This is a genomic window from Salinarimonas soli (genome assembly GCF_008386575.1).
GTDB classification, from domain to species: domain Bacteria; phylum Pseudomonadota; class Alphaproteobacteria; order Rhizobiales; family Beijerinckiaceae; genus Salinarimonas_A; species Salinarimonas_A soli.
This window is the reverse complement of the sequence record NZ_VUOA01000040.1, coordinates 32,464-47,966: the sequence shown is the minus strand read 5'-3', so window position 1 is coordinate 47,966 and position 15,503 is coordinate 32,464. Positions and strand designations below refer to the sequence as shown.

17 protein-coding genes are annotated in these 15,503 nt (G+C 71.2%); 2 read left to right on the top strand and 15 right to left on the bottom strand.

What is annotated here, in order from left to right:
• Positions 1-85 precede the first annotated feature (85 nt).
• The 4 genes from leuC to dapF all read right to left on the bottom strand — a co-directional run bounded on the left by leuC (position 86) and on the right by dapF (position 4,385).
• Entirely contained in the window at positions 86-1,510 is a 1,425-nt protein-coding gene (gene leuC / locus F0L46_RS21550) for a 3-isopropylmalate dehydratase large subunit (RefSeq protein WP_149821457.1), read from the bottom strand.
• Positions 1,511-1,689: 179 nt separating this feature from the next.
• Complete coding sequence (gene rplS, locus F0L46_RS21545; protein WP_149821455.1) at positions 1,690-2,100, bottom strand: 50S ribosomal protein L19; 411 nt, start codon at positions 2,098-2,100, stop codon at positions 1,690-1,692.
• Between the two features lie 156 nt (positions 2,101-2,256).
• The gene (mtaB, locus tag F0L46_RS21540) at positions 2,257-3,504 is read right to left on the bottom strand and encodes a tRNA (N(6)-L-threonylcarbamoyladenosine(37)-C(2))-methylthiotransferase MtaB (protein WP_149821453.1); all 1,248 of its coding nucleotides are present in this window, start codon (positions 3,502-3,504) and stop codon (positions 2,257-2,259) included.
• On the bottom strand, positions 3,504-4,385 hold the full coding sequence (gene dapF, locus F0L46_RS21535; protein WP_149821451.1) for a diaminopimelate epimerase: 882 nt from the start codon (positions 4,383-4,385) through the stop codon (positions 3,504-3,506). Before dapF ends, mtaB begins: the two co-directional genes overlap by 1 nt.
• Before the next feature lie 155 nt (positions 4,386-4,540).
• On the opposite strand from dapF, the gene F0L46_RS21530 reads away from it, so the two are divergent.
• Entirely contained in the window at positions 4,541-5,296 is a 756-nt protein-coding gene (locus F0L46_RS21530; protein ID WP_149821449.1) for a GyrI-like domain-containing protein, read from the top strand.
• A 328-nt stretch (positions 5,297-5,624) separates the two neighbouring features.
• On the opposite strand, the gene trmD is transcribed toward F0L46_RS21530, so the two are convergent.
• From trmD to F0L46_RS26310, 11 genes are all read right to left on the bottom strand, one after another.
• Positions 5,625-6,323: a tRNA (guanosine(37)-N1)-methyltransferase TrmD gene (gene trmD, locus F0L46_RS21525; protein ID WP_276315615.1), complete on the bottom strand. Its 699-nt coding sequence runs from the start codon at positions 6,321-6,323 to the stop codon at positions 5,625-5,627.
• On the bottom strand, positions 6,320-6,787 hold the full coding sequence (locus tag F0L46_RS21520; protein ID WP_149821447.1) for a GNAT family N-acetyltransferase: 468 nt from the start codon (positions 6,785-6,787) through the stop codon (positions 6,320-6,322). Before F0L46_RS21520 ends, trmD begins: the two co-directional genes overlap by 4 nt.
• Positions 6,768-7,403, bottom strand: a complete 636-nt coding sequence (gene rimM / locus F0L46_RS21515; protein WP_149821445.1) for a ribosome maturation factor RimM — start codon at positions 7,401-7,403, stop codon at positions 6,768-6,770. The genes F0L46_RS21520 and rimM overlap by 20 nt, the downstream gene beginning before the upstream one ends.
• Positions 7,404-7,409: 6 nt before the next feature.
• On the bottom strand, positions 7,410-7,769 hold the full coding sequence (gene rpsP, locus F0L46_RS21510) for a 30S ribosomal protein S16 (protein ID WP_149821443.1): 360 nt from the start codon (positions 7,767-7,769) through the stop codon (positions 7,410-7,412).
• A gap of 98 nt (positions 7,770-7,867) precedes the next feature.
• On the bottom strand, positions 7,868-9,427 hold the full coding sequence (ffh, locus tag F0L46_RS21505) for a signal recognition particle protein (RefSeq protein WP_149821442.1): 1,560 nt from the start codon (positions 9,425-9,427) through the stop codon (positions 7,868-7,870).
• 1 nt (position 9,428) lies between these two features.
• The gene (locus F0L46_RS21500) at positions 9,429-9,656 is read right to left on the bottom strand and encodes a glutathione S-transferase (RefSeq protein ID WP_149821440.1); all 228 of its coding nucleotides are present in this window, start codon (positions 9,654-9,656) and stop codon (positions 9,429-9,431) included.
• Between the two features lie 384 nt (positions 9,657-10,040).
• Positions 10,041-11,438, bottom strand: a complete 1,398-nt coding sequence (locus tag F0L46_RS21495) for a cytochrome P450 (protein ID WP_149821438.1) — start codon at positions 11,436-11,438, stop codon at positions 10,041-10,043.
• 76 nt (positions 11,439-11,514) lie between these two features.
• Positions 11,515-12,300, bottom strand: coding sequence for a MetQ/NlpA family ABC transporter substrate-binding protein (locus tag F0L46_RS21490; RefSeq protein WP_149821436.1), 786 nt, complete (start codon positions 12,298-12,300; stop codon positions 11,515-11,517).
• 30 nt (positions 12,301-12,330) lie between these two features.
• Positions 12,331-12,996 carry a methionine ABC transporter permease gene (locus F0L46_RS21485; RefSeq protein ID WP_149821434.1) on the bottom strand — a complete coding sequence of 222 codons (666 nt, stop codon included), beginning with the start codon at positions 12,994-12,996 and terminating at the stop codon, positions 12,331-12,333.
• Positions 12,986-14,068 (bottom strand): methionine ABC transporter ATP-binding protein, encoded by a 1,083-nt coding sequence (locus tag F0L46_RS21480; protein WP_149821432.1) that lies wholly within the window; start codon positions 14,066-14,068, stop codon positions 12,986-12,988. The genes F0L46_RS21485 and F0L46_RS21480 overlap by 11 nt, the downstream gene beginning before the upstream one ends.
• A gap of 460 nt (positions 14,069-14,528) precedes the next feature.
• Positions 14,529-14,753, bottom strand: coding sequence for a YMGG-like glycine zipper-containing protein (locus F0L46_RS26310; RefSeq protein WP_188312080.1), 225 nt, complete (start codon positions 14,751-14,753; stop codon positions 14,529-14,531).
• Between the two features lie 224 nt (positions 14,754-14,977).
• On the opposite strand from F0L46_RS26310, the gene F0L46_RS21470 reads away from it, so the two are divergent.
• Complete coding sequence (locus F0L46_RS21470) at positions 14,978-15,427, top strand: MarR family winged helix-turn-helix transcriptional regulator (protein WP_149821428.1); 450 nt, start codon at positions 14,978-14,980, stop codon at positions 15,425-15,427.
• The last annotated feature ends 76 nt before the right edge of the window (positions 15,428-15,503 follow it).

Here is a 15,503-nt window from a genome sequence, read left to right as displayed (position 1 = left end):
CCCCATCGGGGAGAGGGGAGAGGGCCTCAACGACGAAGGCCGCCGGGTCGCCCCGGCGGCCTTCGGTCATTCACGGGTGAAACGCCTACTGCGCCGCTTCCGCCAGCGACGCCCATTCGCGGATGTCGACGAAGCGGCCCGCGATCGCGGCGGCTGCCGCCATGGCGGGGGAGACGAGGTGGGTGCGGCCCTTAAAGCCCTGGCGGCCCTCGAAGTTGCGGTTCGAGGTGGAGGCGCAGCGCTCGTTGGGGGAGAGCCGGTCGGCGTTCATGGCAAGGCACATGGAGCAGCCCGGCTCGCGCCAGTCGAAGCCCGCCGCGATGAAGATCCGGTCGAGGCCCTCGGCCTCCGCCTGCATCTTCACCAGCCCCGAGCCCGGGACGATCATGGCGTTGACGTTGGCGTGGACGCGCTTGCCCTCGACCACCTTCGCCACCGCCCGGAGGTCCTCGATGCGGCCGTTGGTGCACGAGCCGATGAACACGCGGTCCAGGGTGATGTCGGTGATCCGGGTGCCGGGGGTGAGGCCCATATAGTCGAGCGCGCGGTGCTTGGAGCGGCGCTTGTTCTCGTCGGCGATGTCGTCGGGGTTCGGCACCACGCCGGTCACCGACACCACGTCCTCCGGGCTCGTGCCCCAGGTCACGATGGGCGGCAGGTTCGCCGCATCGAGGCGCACCTCGCGGTCGAAATGCGCGCCCTCGTCGGTGTGCAGCGTGCTCCAGTAGCGCACGGCCGCGTCCCAGGCGTCGCCCTTCGGCGACTTCGGGCGGTCCTTCAGGTAGGCGAAGGTCTTCTCGTCGGGAGCGATGAGGCCTGCGCGGGCGCCGCCCTCGATCGACATGTTGCAGACCGTCATCCGGCCTTCCATCGAGAGCGAGCGGATGGCCTCGCCCGCATATTCGATGACGTGGCCGGTGCCGCCGGCTGTGCCGATCTCGCCGATGATCGCGAGGATGATGTCCTTCGCCGTGACGCCGGGGGGCAATTGCCCGTCGACCGTCACGCGCATGTTCTTCGCCTTGGACTGGATCAGCGTCTGGGTGGCGAGCACGTGCTCGACCTCCGAGGTGCCGATGCCGTGCGCCAGCGCCCCGAAGGCGCCATGCGTCGAGGTGTGGCTGTCGCCGCACACGATCGTGGTGCCCGGCAGCGTGAAGCCCTGCTCCGGCCCGATGATGTGGACGATGCCCTGCCGCACGTCGAGCTCGTTGTAGTACTCGACGCCGAAGTCGCGGGCGTTGTCGGCGAGCGTCTGGACCTGGGTCGCGCTCTCCGGGTCGGCGATGCCGTCCTTGCGGTCGGAGGTCGGCACGTTGTGGTCGACGACAGCGAGCGTCTTGTGCGGCGCGCGCACGGGACGCCCGGCCACGCGCAGGCCCTCGAAGGCCTGCGGGCTCGTCACCTCGTGGACGAGGTGGCGGTCGATGTAGAGAAGGCAGGTCCCGTCCGGCTGCGTGTCGACGACGTGGTCGTCCCAGATCTTGTCGTAGAGGGTGCGGGGCTTCATCGGGGCCGTCCTGTCAAAGACCGATGGGATGCGCCTCATTAAAGCGGGGAGCGCCCGGGCCACAATACGCCAAAACGCGCATGAAACCGGCGCAGGGCCCCGCGGGAGGCGGTCTTGCATGCGAAAACGCCGGCCCCGGGGGCCGGCGTGGAGGATGTCGTCTCAGGCGAGCGCGACGCTCACTCGGCCGCGGTGGCGGGCTGGCCGCCGCGCTTGGCGTCGCCCGGCTTGCCGGAGCGGTCGACGCGCTCGGCGATGCGGGCGGCCTTGCCGCGGCGATCGCGCAGGTAATAGAGCTTGGCGCGGCGGACCTTGCCGCGGCGCACGACCTTGAGCGAGTCGATCATCGGCGAGTAGACCGGGAACACGCGCTCCACGCCCTCGCCATAGGAGATCTTGCGCACGGTAAAGCTCTCGTTGAGGCCGCCGCCCGAGCGCGCGATCACCACGCCCTCATAGGCCTGAACGCGCGAGCGCTCGCCTTCCTTCACCTTCACGTTCACGATGACCGTGTCGCCCGGCTCGAAATCCGGAATGGTCTTGTTGAGGCGGGCGATCTGCTCGCGCTCGAGCTGCTCGATGATGTTCATGACAAAGCTCCTGCCGTTGCGTGGGCCTCGGGCCCGCGCGGGATTTCGGCGTCCTGTTGTGATTTAGGGGGCGGCCTATACCCGAGAATCCGGGTGTTGTCCACGCTCCCGTCGAGGGAGCGCCTTCGGCGCGTCGTCTTGCGCCCCGCAGGAGCCTCACGCCGCGATCAGCGCCCGCCCGTCGTGCCCTGCGATCGCCACCTCAAGGAGATCGCCCGCCCGAGCGCCCCCCGGGAGCCGCACCGGCGCGAAGCTTTCCGTGCGCCCGACATCGCCGAGCTCCACGAGAACCCGCGCCCACGTCCCGACCTGGGCGTCGAGATGGCGCCGGAGCGCCGCCTCGCCCCGCTCGCGCAGGCGCCGGGCCCGGTCCTTGACGACGTCCCGCGGCACCTGGGGCATGCGGGCCGCGGGGGTGCCGGGGCGCGGCGAGAAGGGGAAGACGTGGAGATGGGTGAGGCCGCATTCGTCCACGAGATCGAGGGAGCGCGCGAACGCCTCCTCCGTCTCGGTGGGGAAGCCCGCGATGATGTCGGCGCCGAGCACGACGTCGGGGCGAAGCCGCCGCACCTCCTGGCAGAAGCGGATGGCCTCCGCCCGGGAATGGCGCCGCTTCATGCGCTTGAGGACGAGATCGTCCCCGGCCTGGAGCGAGAGATGGAGATGCGGCATCAGCCGGGGCTCGGTGGCGATGGCGTCGAGCAGGTCCGCGTCCGCCTCGACGGAATCGATGGAGGACAGGCGCAGGCGCGGGAGATCGGGCACGTGCCGCAGCACCGCCCTCACGAGGGTGCCGAGCGCGGGCGCGCCCGGCAGGTCGCGGCCGTAGCCCGTCATGTCGACGCCCGTGAGCACCACCTCGCGGGCGCCGTGCTGGTAGAGCGTGCGCACCTGCTCCACCACGGCGCCCATGGGGGCGGAGCGGGAGTTACCCCGGCCGAAGGGGATGATGCAGAACGTGCAGCGGTGGTCGCAGCCGTTCTGGACCTGGACGAAGGCGCGGGTGCGCCCCCGCATGCCGTCGATGAGATGAAGCGCGGTCTCTCGCACCGCCATGATGTCGGCGACCCGCACCCGCTCGGTGTCGGCGGGGTCGAGGAGCGCGCCCCAGGTCTCCGGCTTCATCTTCTCGTGGTTGCCCAGAACCCCGCCCACCTCGGGCATCGCCGCGAAGGCGCCGGGCTCGACCTGCGCGGCGCAGCCCGTCACCACGATCCGTGCCTCGGGCCGCTCGCGCTTGATCCGGCGGATGGTCTGGCGGGCCTGGCGGGCGGCCTCGCCCGTCACCGCGCAGGTGTTCACGATCACGAGGTTCTCGTGGCCGGCCTCCCGGGCCTGCCGTTCCATCGCCTCGGATTCATAGATGTTGAGCCGGCAGCCGAAGGTGACGACCTCGACCCCCATCAGGCCGCCCCGGCGAAGAGCGCGGGGGCGAAGGTACCCTCCCATTCGAGCTCGACGGGGCCGGTCATGAGGACCCGGTCGTCGCTCTCGCGCCACTCGATCGTGAGGTCGCCGCCGGGCAGCGACACGGTCGCCTTGCGCCCCGTGAGCTTCTTGCGAGCCGCCGCAACGACGGCCGCGCAGGCAGCCGAGCCGCAGGCCCGGGTGAGGCCAACCCCCCGCTCCCAGACCCTGAGCACGATGTGCTCGGGCCCGCGCACCTCGGCGAGCGAGATGTTGGCGCGCTCGGGGAAGACGGGATGGTTCTCGAGGAGCGAGCCCACGCGGGCGAGATCGTGGGCGTTCACGTCGTCGACCCAGAAGATCGCGTGCGGGTTGCCCATGTTAACGGCGGAGGGCGAGTGCAGGACGGGCGCGTCGATGGGACCGATCTGGAGCTCGATCATCCGGGTGTCGCGAAACTCCTCCGCCAGGGGGATCTCGTCCCAGCGCAGCCGGGGCCGGCCCATGTCGACGGTGAAGACGAGGTCCGACACCCGCCAGGCCGGCAGGAGCCCCGCCTTGGTCTGGAGCGTGAGGCGCTCAGGGCTCCCGCCCATCTGGGCGTCCGCCATCATGGCCCAGGCGACGCAACGCGTGCCGTTGCCGCAGGCGCCCGATTCCGAGCCGTCGGTGTTGAGGATGCGCAAGTAAGCGTCCGTGCCCTCGACGACCGGATCGTGGATCGCCATGAGCTGGTCGAAGCGCGAGCGCGGATCGGCCGCGATGGCACGGGCCTCGTGGGGCTGGATACGCGTCTTGGAGCCGCGCAGGTCCACCACGACGATCTCGTTGCCGAGGCCGTTCATCTTCAGGAAGCGGTGGTGATCGAGCGCGCTCATGGCATCTTCCGGGCTGACCCGCCGCTATATGGGCCAAAGCCATGAAAATCGCGAGTCCGGACGTTACGGCACGGGCTCGCGGCGGGCCGCCCGGGAACCTATGCTCCGCGTCGCGGCGTTGACCCACGCTTGCGATTCGCACATCAGAGATCACCATGCTCCGCCGGCGCTCCCCTTCGACCCTCCGCCTCGCCCTCGTGGGGCTGCTCGTCTCCTCCACGGCCGTCCTGGGCCAGACGGCACCCGCGCCCGACGCGGGCGCCGCGCCCCGCCCGGCGCCGGTCGAGAGCGCTCCCCTCCCCCCGCCGGCCGCAACGCCCGCCGAGCCCCAGCCCGCTCCGGCTCCCCCGCCCGCGGCCGCCCAGCCCGCTCCGCCTCCGGGTCCCGCGACGGCCCAGCCGGCGCCCGGCACCCGCCAGACCCTCGTGCCCACCCCCGGCGACCCCAACGACGTGGACGAGGTCACGCTCCCGGCGCGCCCCGCCGCCATCGTCTCGGGCCGCAGCACCTGGGACGACGGCTTCAGCCACCTGAAGACCACCTTCGCGCGCATCGAGGCGGCCCTGAAGCCGATGGGGATCACGCCCACCGGCCGCCCCATCACGGTGTTCGTCGAGACCGACGACCTCGGCTTCCGCTACGACGCGATCGTGCCGCTGGACCGCCCTCTCGAGGGCCCCTCCCCCGTGAACCCCGAGATCCGCGCCGGCACGACCCCGTCCGGCAAGGCGCTGCGCTTCGTCCACGAGTCGCCCTACGACGACATCGACAGCACCTACGAGACGATCACGGCCTATCTCGACGCCAAGGGCGTCACGGTGAAGGACACCTTCATCGAGGAATACGTCACCGACCTCACCGACCCCACCGACCCCAACCTGCGCATCAACATCTTCGTCCAGCCGAAGTGAGCGCGGCTCCCCTCTCCCATGGGGAGAGGTATGCACGAAGTGCCAGGGGGTGAGGGGGTACCACGCGGTTCCAGCGAGTTCCCACCCCCTCATGCTGAGGAGCCCGCGCCAGCGGGCGTCTCGAAGCACGCACCACCTCTGCCACGGCTCTCCGGAGATCCCTGGACCGCCCTTCGAGGCCCTGCTCCGCAGGGCACCTCAGGACGAGGGTGATGGGTGGGAGCAACGGGGTGGGAGATCGCTGGTTTGAGATGGTCACCCCTCACCCCTGGCCCCTCTCCCCCCGGGAGAGGGGAGACGTCGCGAGCCGGCATCCGTCAGCGCCGCCTCATCCCTTTCCGCCCTCCCCCAGGAGATCCGGCCGCCGCTCGCGAGTCAGGCGCTCGGCCTCGGCGCGGCGCCATCGCGCGATCGCGGCGTGGTTGCCGCCAAGCAGCACGTCGGGGATGGAGCGGTCCTCCCACAGGCGTGGGCGGGTATAATGCGGGTATTCGAGGAGCCCGCCCTCGAAGCTCTCCTCCGTGCCCGACGCATCGTGGCCCATGACCCCCGGCAGGAGGCGGACGCAGGCGTCGAGGAGCACCATGGCCGCGATCTCGCCGCCCGAGAGCACGTAGTCGCCGATGGAGACCTCCTGGAGGCCTCGTCCCTCGATCAACCGCTCGTCCACTCCCTCGAAGCGGCCGCACACCACGACTGCGCCCGGCCCCGCCGCGAGCTCACGCACGAGCGCTTGCGTGAGCGGCCGGCCGCGGGGGCTCATGAGGAGGCGTGGGCGGGGATCGCCGGGCGGCGCGGCGGCGTCGATGGCGGCGGCGAGCACGTCGCAGCGCAGCACCATGCCGGGCCCGCCCCCGGCCGGGGTGTCGTCCACGGCACGGTGACGGCCCAGGCCATGGTCGCGGATGTGGCGGGCCTCCAGCGACCAGGCACCCCGCGCCAGGGCGTCGCCCGACAGCGACACGCCGAGCGGCCCCGGGAACATCTCGGGATACAGGGTGAGGATCGTGGCGGCGAAGGGGGTCACGCGAAGGTGAGCTTGAAGCCCTCGTGGCTCGCTGTGAAGCCGAGGGAGCCGTAGAAGCGGTGCGCCTCCAGGCGCGTCTTGTCGCTCGTGAGCTGGACCGTGCCGCAGCCGCGGGCGCGCGCCGCCTCCACGAGATGGGCGACGAGACGACCCCCGAGGCCGGCATTTCGCCGGGAGGCCGCGATGCGCACGGCCTCGATCTGGCCCCGCAGCATGCCTCGGCGCGACAGGCCTGCCAAGAGGATGAGCTGGGCGCAGCCGATCACGGCGCCCGCGTCCTCCATGACGTAGATCGTGCAGTTCGGGTCGCGCTCCACCGCCTCGAAGGCTGCGCCATAGGCCGGATCGTCGGGCTCGCCCTCGCGCTCGCGCCCGAGCGGATCGTCGCGCAGCAGCGCCACGATGGCGGGGACGTCCGCGCGTGAAGCTGGACGGATGAGGGGGTCAGGACCGCTCGTCGCCATGGGGCTTTGCCGGCTCGAAGAGGTCGTCGGGCGCCTCGACCACGAGCCGGCGGGCCGCGAGGTCGATGGTCGGCACGAAGGCCTTGGTGAAGGGGAGGAAGGCGGTGGGCCCGCGCGGCGGCCGGATCTCCAGGAGATCGCCGCCGCCGAAATCCGGCACGCCGATGACGGTGCCGATGGTCCGGCCGTCGGGGGTCTCGACGGAGAGACCCACGAGGTCGGCGGCGAGGAACTCGTCTTCGTCGTCGGGCGGGGGCAGGCGGTCGCGGGGGATGAGCAGGCGGCGCCGGTTGAGGACTTCCGCCGCCTCGCGGGTCGTCACGCCGTCGATACGCGCCAGCACCATATCGGCGGTGCCGGTGAGCGGGCGCACGGCCCCGAGCACGGCGGGGGTGCCGTCGTCCAGGACGAGCGGGCCGTAGGCGCCGATCGCCACGGGATCGTCGGTGAACGACTTGATCCGCACCTCGCCCTTGAGCCCGTGCGCGCGGCCGATCTCGCCCAGGGGCACGAGGCCCTCTGGAAGAGACGGCACGCGGGCGGCCGCGGGCGGGGCTGGAGCGCGCGGCGCCCGTGCTCCCCGGAGGGAGGCCTTGGGGCTGGGGCGCCGCGCCATGGCGCCTTACGCCGCTTCGCCTTCGGCCACGCCGGCCTTCTTGGCGCGCTCGGCGGCGCGCTCCTTGGCCTTCTGGCCCGGCTCGGCCTTCTGCGGGTTGTTGCGCGGGGCACGCTTCATGAGGCCGGCGGCGTCGAGGAAGCGCAGGACGCGGTCGGTGGGCTGGGCGCCCTTGGCGAGCCAGGCCTGGACCTTCTCGGTCTCCAGGATGATGCGGGCCGGATCGTCCTTGGGCTTCATCGGATCGTAGGTGCCGATCTTCTCGATGAAGCGGCCGTCGCGCGGGGAGCGCGAGTCGGCGACGACGATGCGGTAATAGGGGCGCTTCTTGGCGCCGCCGCGGGTGAGGCGGATCTTCAGGGACATGTCTTCACTCCTTGATTTCAGACGTTTGGATCAGAGACTTGCGAACCCGCCCGTCATCCCGGGGCCGCCTTCGGCGCCCGGAACTGACGAGCGGAACCTCACTTCTTCTTCCCCCCGAAGGGGAAGCCACCCAGGCCGGAAAGCCCGGGAATCTTCGGCCCGCCCAAGCCCGGCAGAGACGGACCCTTGCCCGGACCGCCGAGGCCCGGCGGCAGCGGCGGGAGCCCGCCGCCCGGCACGCCGCCGGCCTGCCCAAGCTTCTTCTGCATCTCGGCGAGCATTTCGGGTGTCGGCTCGGGCATGCCGCCCCCGCCGATGCCGAACATGTTGCCGAGCGCGCCCGCCAGGCCCCCCCGCTTGTTTTGGCCCATCATCTTCATGACGTCGGCCATCTGGCGGTGCATCTTGAGGAGCTTGTTGATCTCCTCCGGCTTCGTGCCCGACCCCGCCGCGATGCGCTTCTTGCGCGAGTTCTTCAGGAGATCGGGGTTGCGCCGCTCCTGCGCCGTCATCGAGTTGATGATCGCGATCTGGCGCTTGATCACCTTGTCGTCGAGGTTCGCGCCGGCGATCTGCTTCTTCATGTTGGCGATGCCGGGCATCATGCCGAGCACGCCGCCGATGCCGCCGATCTTCTCCATTTGGCCGAGCTGGTCGCGCAGGTCCTCCAGGTCGAACTTGCCCTTGCGCATCTTGTCGGCGATGCGTTGGGCCTTCTCGGCGTCGATGGTCTCCGCCGCCCGCTCCACGAGGGAGACGATGTCGCCCATGCCGAGGATGCGGTTGGCGACGCGGCCGGGGTGGAACTCCTCCAGCGCGTCGATCTTCTCGCCCGTGCCGACGAGCTTGATCGGCTTGCCCGTGACGGCGCGCATGGAAAGCGCCGCGCCGCCGCGCGCGTCGCCGTCCATGCGGGTGAGCACGATGCCTGTGACGCCCACCCGCGCATCGAAGGCGCGGGCCGTGTTGACGGCGTCTTGGCCGGTCAGCGCGTCGGCGACGAGGAGAACCTCGTGCGGGTTCGTCGCGGCCTTCACCTCCGCGACCTCGGCCATCAGGCCCTCGTCGAGGGTGACGCGGCCCGCCGTGTCGAGCATGACGACGTCGTAGCCGCCCAAGCGGCCCGCCTCCAGCGCGCGGCGCGCGATCTGGACGGCGTTCTGCCCCGCCACGATGGGCAGCGTGTCGACGCCGACCTGGCGGCCGAGCACGGCAAGCTGCTCCATGGCGGCCGGGCGGCGGGTGTCGAGCGAGGCCATGAGCACGCGCCGGTCGCCCCGCTCCTTGAGGCGGCGCGCGATCTTGCCCGTGGTGGTCGTCTTGCCCGAGCCCTGGAGGCCGACCATGAGGATCGGCACGGGGGCCGCGGCCTGGAGGCTGATGGGGTCTGCGTCGGCGCCGAGCATGGCGACGAGCTCGTCATGGACGATCTTCACCACCATCTGGCCGGGCGTCACCGACTTCACGACCTCGGCACCGACCGCGCGGGCCCGCACCTTGTCCGTGAAGGAGCGCACCACCTCCAGGGCCACGTCGGCTTCAAGAAGCGCGCGGCGGACCTCGCGCAGCGCCGCGTTGACATCGTCCTCGGTCAGCGCGCCGCGGCGGGTGAGGGTGTTGAGGATGCCTGAGAGGCGTTCCGACAAGCCTTCGAACATGTCAGTCGAGCCCCCGTGCGATGAGCGGCACGTCCGCCGCGGCCTCGGCGTCCTCGATCGCCCGGTCGAAATGGGCGACCGCCGCCGCGAACTTGTCGCGGCAGCCCGGATTGCAGAACCCCACCACGTGATCGCGGTACAGGGTGAGGGCATCGGCGGCGACGGGCTTGCCCGACCAGGGGCAGGCCTCGTTCACCGCGTCCTCGATGTTGAGCGTGTCGCTCGCCATGGATCTCTCGTGCGCTGTCGATTTTTCAGAATCGACAGATGGGGACGCACGGCCCAAAGCCAAACGCGCCCGAGGGCGCATCGCGCTGTCGGGCGTTGACCTCCGGCCTCACAGGACCGGGCGGCTTGGCGACGTTCGGGTCGAGCGTCTGGAATTTGAGCGGAGGCGATACGCGGATAGGGCGCCGGAGTCAAGGAAACCGAAAGCAGAGACCCCGACGCTTGCGCATCGGGGCCCTCTTGGTCCGTTCCTCACGGTGGTATTGGACCGCACGGGCGGGGCCGTCCCGCTTGTTTGTCGCTCGCCGTCGAGGGTGATCAGGCCTGCCGGCTGAGGCACGTATCGGTCGGCGTTAAGAGTGCCTTAGCAATTGTTAAAAATCCGTTACCGCGAAGCCACACCGGCCGGGCTTTCCGGATCCCGCCCGCGGGGCGTCACCCGCGCCGGCAGGCCGCCCTCGGGGCGAAGGGTGATGCGCAGCTTCAGGCGCGGCTCGTGGCCGTCGGGCACCGCGACCTGCAGGGCACGCACGAGGACCGCCAGGATCGCGACCGCCTCCCGCATCGCGAAGCCCATGCCGATGCAGATGCGCGGCCCCGCCCCGAAGGGCAGGTAGGCGAAGCGGTGGCGGGCCCGCGCGGCCTCCGGGGCAAACCGGCCGGGATCGAAGGCGTCGGGGCGCTCCCACAGGCGCGCATGGCGGTGCACGGCATAGACGGGGACGTAGACCGGCGTCCCGGCCGTCACCGTCTCGGGGCCGAGCGAGAGCGTCTCCAGGGCGGAGCGCACCACCACGGGCGCGGGCGGATAGAGGCGCATGGCCTCCTGCACCACCTGCCGGGCGTAGGGCAGATGCTCCAGGTGCTCGGGCGCGAGCGGCGCGCCGCCCGTCACCGTCTCGATCTCCTCGACGAGGCGGCGCTCCACGTCGGGATGGCGGCTCAGGGCATAGAACGTCCAGGCCAGCGCGAGCGCCGTGGTCTCGTGACCCGCCGTGATAAAGGTGAGCAGGTTGTCGGCGACGTCACGGTCGCTCATCGCCTGCCCCGTCTCGGGGTCCCGGGCCCCGATCAGCAGGGCCGCGAGGTCGTGGCCCCCACCGCCCGCCGCGCGGCGCTCCCGGGCGAGCCGCAGGAGCTCGGCGCGAAGATAGTCCCGCGCCCGCTCGGCGCGCCTCTGCCCCGGATAGGGAAGCCAGCCCGGCGCCTTGAGGAGGGCGTAGGCAACGTTCCAGCTCGTCGATTCGAGATAGTCCGTGACCCCCGCCTCGACCCGCGCGGCATCGATGCCACGAGTCCCCGACAGCATGGTCTCGACGATGATGTCGAAGGTGGTGCGGGTCATCTGCGACGCGAGGTCGATCGTGGCATCCGGCCCGGCGGCGAGGAGCCGGTCGCGGGTGCGCTCGGTCGCCGCCAGCATGGCGGGCACGAGCGCCGCCACCCGCTCGGGCCGGAAGATCCCCGCCACCGCCCGGCGCTGCCAGCGCCAATGCGCCCCGTCGGCGGTGAGGATCGCGTCGCCCAGCGCCGGCCGCAGGGCGCGCCGCATGGTCTCGGCCTTGCAGAAGCTCTCCGCGCGGTCGACGAGCACCGTGCGGATCAGGTCGGGATCGCTGACGAACAGGCTCTCGCGGCCGAACAGGCGCGAGCGGAACAGCGGCTCCTCGTAGACCGGCCGCGGCCAGGCCTCGATAGGATTGCGCACCACGGTGCGCAGGAGCCGCAGCGAGGGCAGCGGCCGCTCCGGGGGCGAGACCTTGGCGAGGGTGGAATCAAGCATCAGGTGAGCGCACGTCCCTTGTCGTTCCGGGGCTTCGCGGAGCGAAGGACCCCGGAATGACAGAGGTGGGGGCGAACTACCAGCTCGCGAGCACCGCGCCGCCGAAGGTCTTCTCCACGAAGGCCTTCACCTCGGGCGAGCGGTAGGCGTCGACCAGCGTCTTGACCCAGGGCTTGTCGCGGTCCGCCGCCCGCACGGCGAGGACGTTCACGTAAGGGCCCTTCGGGTCCTCGCGCAGGATCGCGTCCGAGGGCTTCAGGCCGGCGGGGGTGGCGTAGTTGGTGTTGATGGCGGCCGCGTCCACGTCGTCCAGCGACCGCGGGGTCTGGGCCGCGTCGATCTCGACGAAGCGCAGGCGCTTGGGGTTCTCGACGATGTCGGCCACCGTCGGCTTGAAGCCCACGCCCTCCTTCAGCTTGATCACGCCCTTGTCCTGGAGGAGCAGGAGCGAGCGCCCGCCATTCGTGGGATCGTTCTGGATCGCGATGCGGGCGCCGTTCGGGACCGCGTCCCAGGTCTTGTGCCGCTTGGAATAGACGCCGAGCGGAAAATTCACCGTCTGGGCGACGCTCTCGATCTTGAAGCCGCGATCGGCCTTCTGGTTGTCGAGATAGGGCTGGTTCTGGAACGAGTTCGCCTCGATCTCGCCCGCCGCGAGCGCTGTGTTGGGCACGACGTAGTCCGAGAACTCGATGATCTTGAGATCGACGCCGCCCCGCGCCGCGATCGGGCGCACGGCCTCGAGGATCTGGGCGTGGGGGCCGGGCGTCGCGGCGATCCGCACGGTCTGGGGCGCCTGGGCCCCCGCCGGGCCGGCGAGGAGGGCGAGCGACAGGGAGAGGAGGACGCGACGGGTGGGCATGGGGAAGCCTCCGGGAGACGGGTCTGGGGATCAGGCGCGGCGGATGCGCCGGTTGAGGCGGCGGGCGAGGCCGTCGCCGAGGGTCTGGACGAGCTGGACGATGAGGACGAGGATCACGACGACGGCGGCCATCACCTCGGGCATGAAGCGCTGGTAGCCGTAGCGGATGCCGAGATCGCCCAGGCCCCCGCCGCCGACGGCGCCCACCATGGCCGAGAAGCCCGTGAGCGAGACGATCGAGAGGGTAAGGCCGAGCACGATGGCCGGCAGCGCCTCGGGCAGGAGCACCTTGAGGGCGATCTGGAGCGGCGTCGCCCCGAAGGCGCGGGCGGCCTCCACGAGCCCCCCATCCACCTCGCGGATGGCGCCCTCGACGATGCGGGCGATGAAGGGGATCGCCGCCACGGTGAGCGGCACGATCGCGGCCCCCGTGCCGATCGAGGTGCCCGCGATCAGCCGCGTGAAGGGGATGATCGCCACCACGAGGATGATGAAGGGCGTCGAGCGGGTGACGTTCACGAGGAAGCCCAGCGCCCGGTTGAGCCACGGCACCGCGAACAGCTCGCCCGGGCCGCTGGTGGCAAGGAACACCCCGAGCGGCAGGCCGACGAGCCCGCCGATGCCGGCCGCGGCCGCCACCATGGCGAGCGTGTCGAGGGTCGCTTCCAGGATGAGGCGGATGAGCTCAGGCGACATGGCCGACGACCTCCGCGGTGAGGGAATGGCGGGCGAAGAAGCCTAAGGCCTGGGCCGTCTCGGCACCGCTCGGTATCGCGACCACGAGCACGCCGAAGGGACGGCCCGCGATCTCGTCCACGGTGCCGGCCAGGATGTTGGCCTCGATGGCCTCGTCCCGGGCGAGCCGCGCCAGCACGGGCTCGGTGGCGTGCGCCCCCCGGAACACCACCCGGATCACGGTCTGCCCGTTCTCGACGGGCTCGGGCACGAGGCGGCCCGCGATGGCGGGCGGGAGCGCGAAGCCGGGCTCGCCGGCGAGGAAGGCGCGGGTGAGCGGATGGCGCGGGGTGCTGAACACGTCGAAGACGGGTCCCGCCTCCACGATGCGCCCCGACGCGAGCACCGCCACCTCGTGGGCGACGCCGCGGATCACCGCCATCTCGTGGGTGATGAGCAGGATGGTGAGCCCGAGCTCGCGGTTGATGCGGGCGAGGAGGTCGAGGATCGAGCGCGTGGTCTCCGGGTCGAGCGCCGAGGTCGCCTCGTCGGAGAGGAGCACCTTCGGGTTCGTGGCGAGCGCCCGTGCGATGCCGACGCGCTGCTTCTGACCGCCCGAGAGCTCGGCCGGGTAGCGGTCGGCCTTGTCGGACAGGCCCACGAGGTCGAGGAGCTCCGCGACCCGCGCCCGCGCCGCCGCCCGCCCTATGCCTGCGAGCTCCAGCGGCAGCGCCACGTTGTCGGCCGCGGTCCGCGAGGAGAGCAGGTTGAAGTGCTGGAAGATCATGCCGATGGAGCGGCGCGCCTCGCGCAAGGCGGCCTCGTCGAGCCCCTGGATCTCGCGCCCGTCCACGATCACGCGGCCGGCGCTGGGGCGCTCCAGGCCGTTCACAAGACGGATGAGCGTCGACTTGCCGGCCCCCGAGCGCCCGATCACCCCGACGATGGAGCCCGGGCGGACGTCGAGATCGACGCCGTCGAGGGCCGTCACGGGGGCAGGGCCCGCCGAAAACGTTTTGGTGACGCCCTCGAAGCGGATCAGGGGCGGATCGGTTTCGGCGGCGAGCATGGCGTGCGGAAAAGGAGCGTTCATGGGGGTGAACCCTGGTCGGTGCGGCAGACGCGTCTCCGCCGCGGACGCGTGCGCCGCGTCCGGGTCATGGCTCGTGGAGACGTTTGGTTCGGCGAACGCGGCTCGGTCCACCGGATGGAGCGCTCAATGCGCGTGGGGACAGCAGCTCGGGGTCATCGGGCTCTCCTGATCGGGCCACGACGACGCGCGTGGCTCTTTAGCAGTTGGTGACGCGGAGCAAGCTGCTGCTCAAATCGCCGCGGCTCGGCCTGAAGCGCCGTGCATCGCCAGACTGGCCCAAGAAGGGCGGAACGGCAAGTAGATTGTTCGATAAAACGGACAAGATACATTGCAGCGGACGCATGCAGGCCGTGCGTCGGCTGCAAGCCGGGGCGCATCGCCCAAGAAAGAAGGGGCGGCGAGCCTAGGCCCGCCGCCCCCATGTCGAAGGCCCCGTTCGCGAACCGGGCCGGGCTTGCGGTCAGCGGCGGCGAGTCGTGCGCCGGCGGTTGTCGCCCTGCACCTCGTCGACGACGCCGCCGGGAGCGCCGGCGACCGCGCCGGCACCGGCGCCGACCACCGCGCCCACGGGCCCGCCGACCACCGCGCCGGCGGTCGCGCCGACCGCGGTGCTGGTGGCCTGCTGCTGGGTGGCGCAGGCGCTCGCAAGCAGGCAGAGCGCGGAAACGAACAGAATCTTCGGCATAATCCCCTCCGGGTGACGTGAGTTGCCCCGCTTCCCAACTCCGCACATCGACATGGGTTGCAGAAAGACAGCGCGAACGACGGCCGGTATGGCCATCCGCCCCCGGGGTACCGCCGCCGCGGTCCGTACGACAGCGCATGTTGTTTACAATCCGATCGGCCTCGATCAGACAGGGCGCGACCCGAGCGCGGCCCACCGGCCGGGCGGGTCGGCTGGGGATCGCGATGGCCCGGACGAACGACGCGCTGCCTCTCGAGGAGCACCTATGCTTCGCGGTCTATGCCGCGGGGCTCGCCTTCAACACGGCCTACAAGCCGCTGCTGGAGCCGCTCGGCCTGACCTACCCGCAATATCTCGTGCTGATCGTGCTCTGGGAGCGGGACGGGCGGACGTTGAAGGAGATCGGCGCGCGGCTGCACCTCGATTCGGGGACGCTGACGCCGCTCCTCAAGCGCCTGGAGGCAGGCGGATTCCTGCGCCGGAGCCGGGACGCGGGGGACGAGCGCCAGCTTCGGATCGAGCTGACGGAGAAGGGGCGCGCGGTCGAGGGCGAGGCGGCCGGGATCCGGGAACGGATGACATGCCGGCTGGGGCGCAGCGGCGAGGCGGTTCGGGCCCTGCAGCAGGACTTGGCGGGGCTCACCCCATCCTTGCGCGGGACGGCGCCGGCATGAGCCGCGCGGCGCCCCCGCCAGCCTCGAATGCGCTTGCGCGCTATCAAATTGTTTACTATGAGACCGATCGCAATCC

What these genes read in the sequence shown, in the direction of transcription:
- F0L46_RS21485 (WP_149821434.1), bottom strand. Translation starts at nt 12,996, where the DNA reads ATGTCGCCTGAGCTCATCCGCCTCATCCTGGAAGCGACCCTCGACACG.
- mtaB (WP_149821453.1), bottom strand. Translation starts at nt 3,504, where the DNA reads ATGGGGGTCGAGGTCGTCACCTTCGGCTGCCGGCTCAACATCTATGAA.
- rpsP (WP_149821443.1), bottom strand. Translation starts at nt 7,769, where the DNA reads ATGTCCCTGAAGATCCGCCTCACCCGCGGCGGCGCCAAGAAGCGCCCC.
- F0L46_RS21470 (WP_149821428.1), top strand. Translation starts at nt 14,978, where the DNA reads ATGGCCCGGACGAACGACGCGCTGCCTCTCGAGGAGCACCTATGCTTC.
- F0L46_RS21480 (WP_149821432.1), bottom strand. Translation starts at nt 14,068, where the DNA reads ATGAACGCTCCTTTTCCGCACGCCATGCTCGCCGCCGAAACCGATCCG.
- rimM (WP_149821445.1), bottom strand. Translation starts at nt 7,403, where the DNA reads ATGGCGCGGCGCCCCAGCCCCAAGGCCTCCCTCCGGGGAGCACGGGCG.
- F0L46_RS21495 (WP_149821438.1), bottom strand. Translation starts at nt 11,438, where the DNA reads ATGCTTGATTCCACCCTCGCCAAGGTCTCGCCCCCGGAGCGGCCGCTG.
- F0L46_RS21530 (WP_149821449.1), top strand. Translation starts at nt 4,541, where the DNA reads ATGCTCCGCCGGCGCTCCCCTTCGACCCTCCGCCTCGCCCTCGTGGGG.
- F0L46_RS21520 (WP_149821447.1), bottom strand. Translation starts at nt 6,787, where the DNA reads ATGGCGACGAGCGGTCCTGACCCCCTCATCCGTCCAGCTTCACGCGCG.
- F0L46_RS21500 (WP_149821440.1), bottom strand. Translation starts at nt 9,656, where the DNA reads ATGGCGAGCGACACGCTCAACATCGAGGACGCGGTGAACGAGGCCTGC.
- F0L46_RS21490 (WP_149821436.1), bottom strand. Translation starts at nt 12,300, where the DNA reads ATGCCCACCCGTCGCGTCCTCCTCTCCCTGTCGCTCGCCCTCCTCGCC.
- dapF (WP_149821451.1), bottom strand. Translation starts at nt 4,385, where the DNA reads ATGAGCGCGCTCGATCACCACCGCTTCCTGAAGATGAACGGCCTCGGC.
- F0L46_RS26310 (WP_188312080.1), bottom strand. Translation starts at nt 14,753, where the DNA reads ATGCCGAAGATTCTGTTCGTTTCCGCGCTCTGCCTGCTTGCGAGCGCC.
- leuC (WP_149821457.1), bottom strand. Translation starts at nt 1,510, where the DNA reads ATGAAGCCCCGCACCCTCTACGACAAGATCTGGGACGACCACGTCGTC.
- rplS (WP_149821455.1), bottom strand. Translation starts at nt 2,100, where the DNA reads ATGAACATCATCGAGCAGCTCGAGCGCGAGCAGATCGCCCGCCTCAAC.
- ffh (WP_149821442.1), bottom strand. Translation starts at nt 9,427, where the DNA reads ATGTTCGAAGGCTTGTCGGAACGCCTCTCAGGCATCCTCAACACCCTC.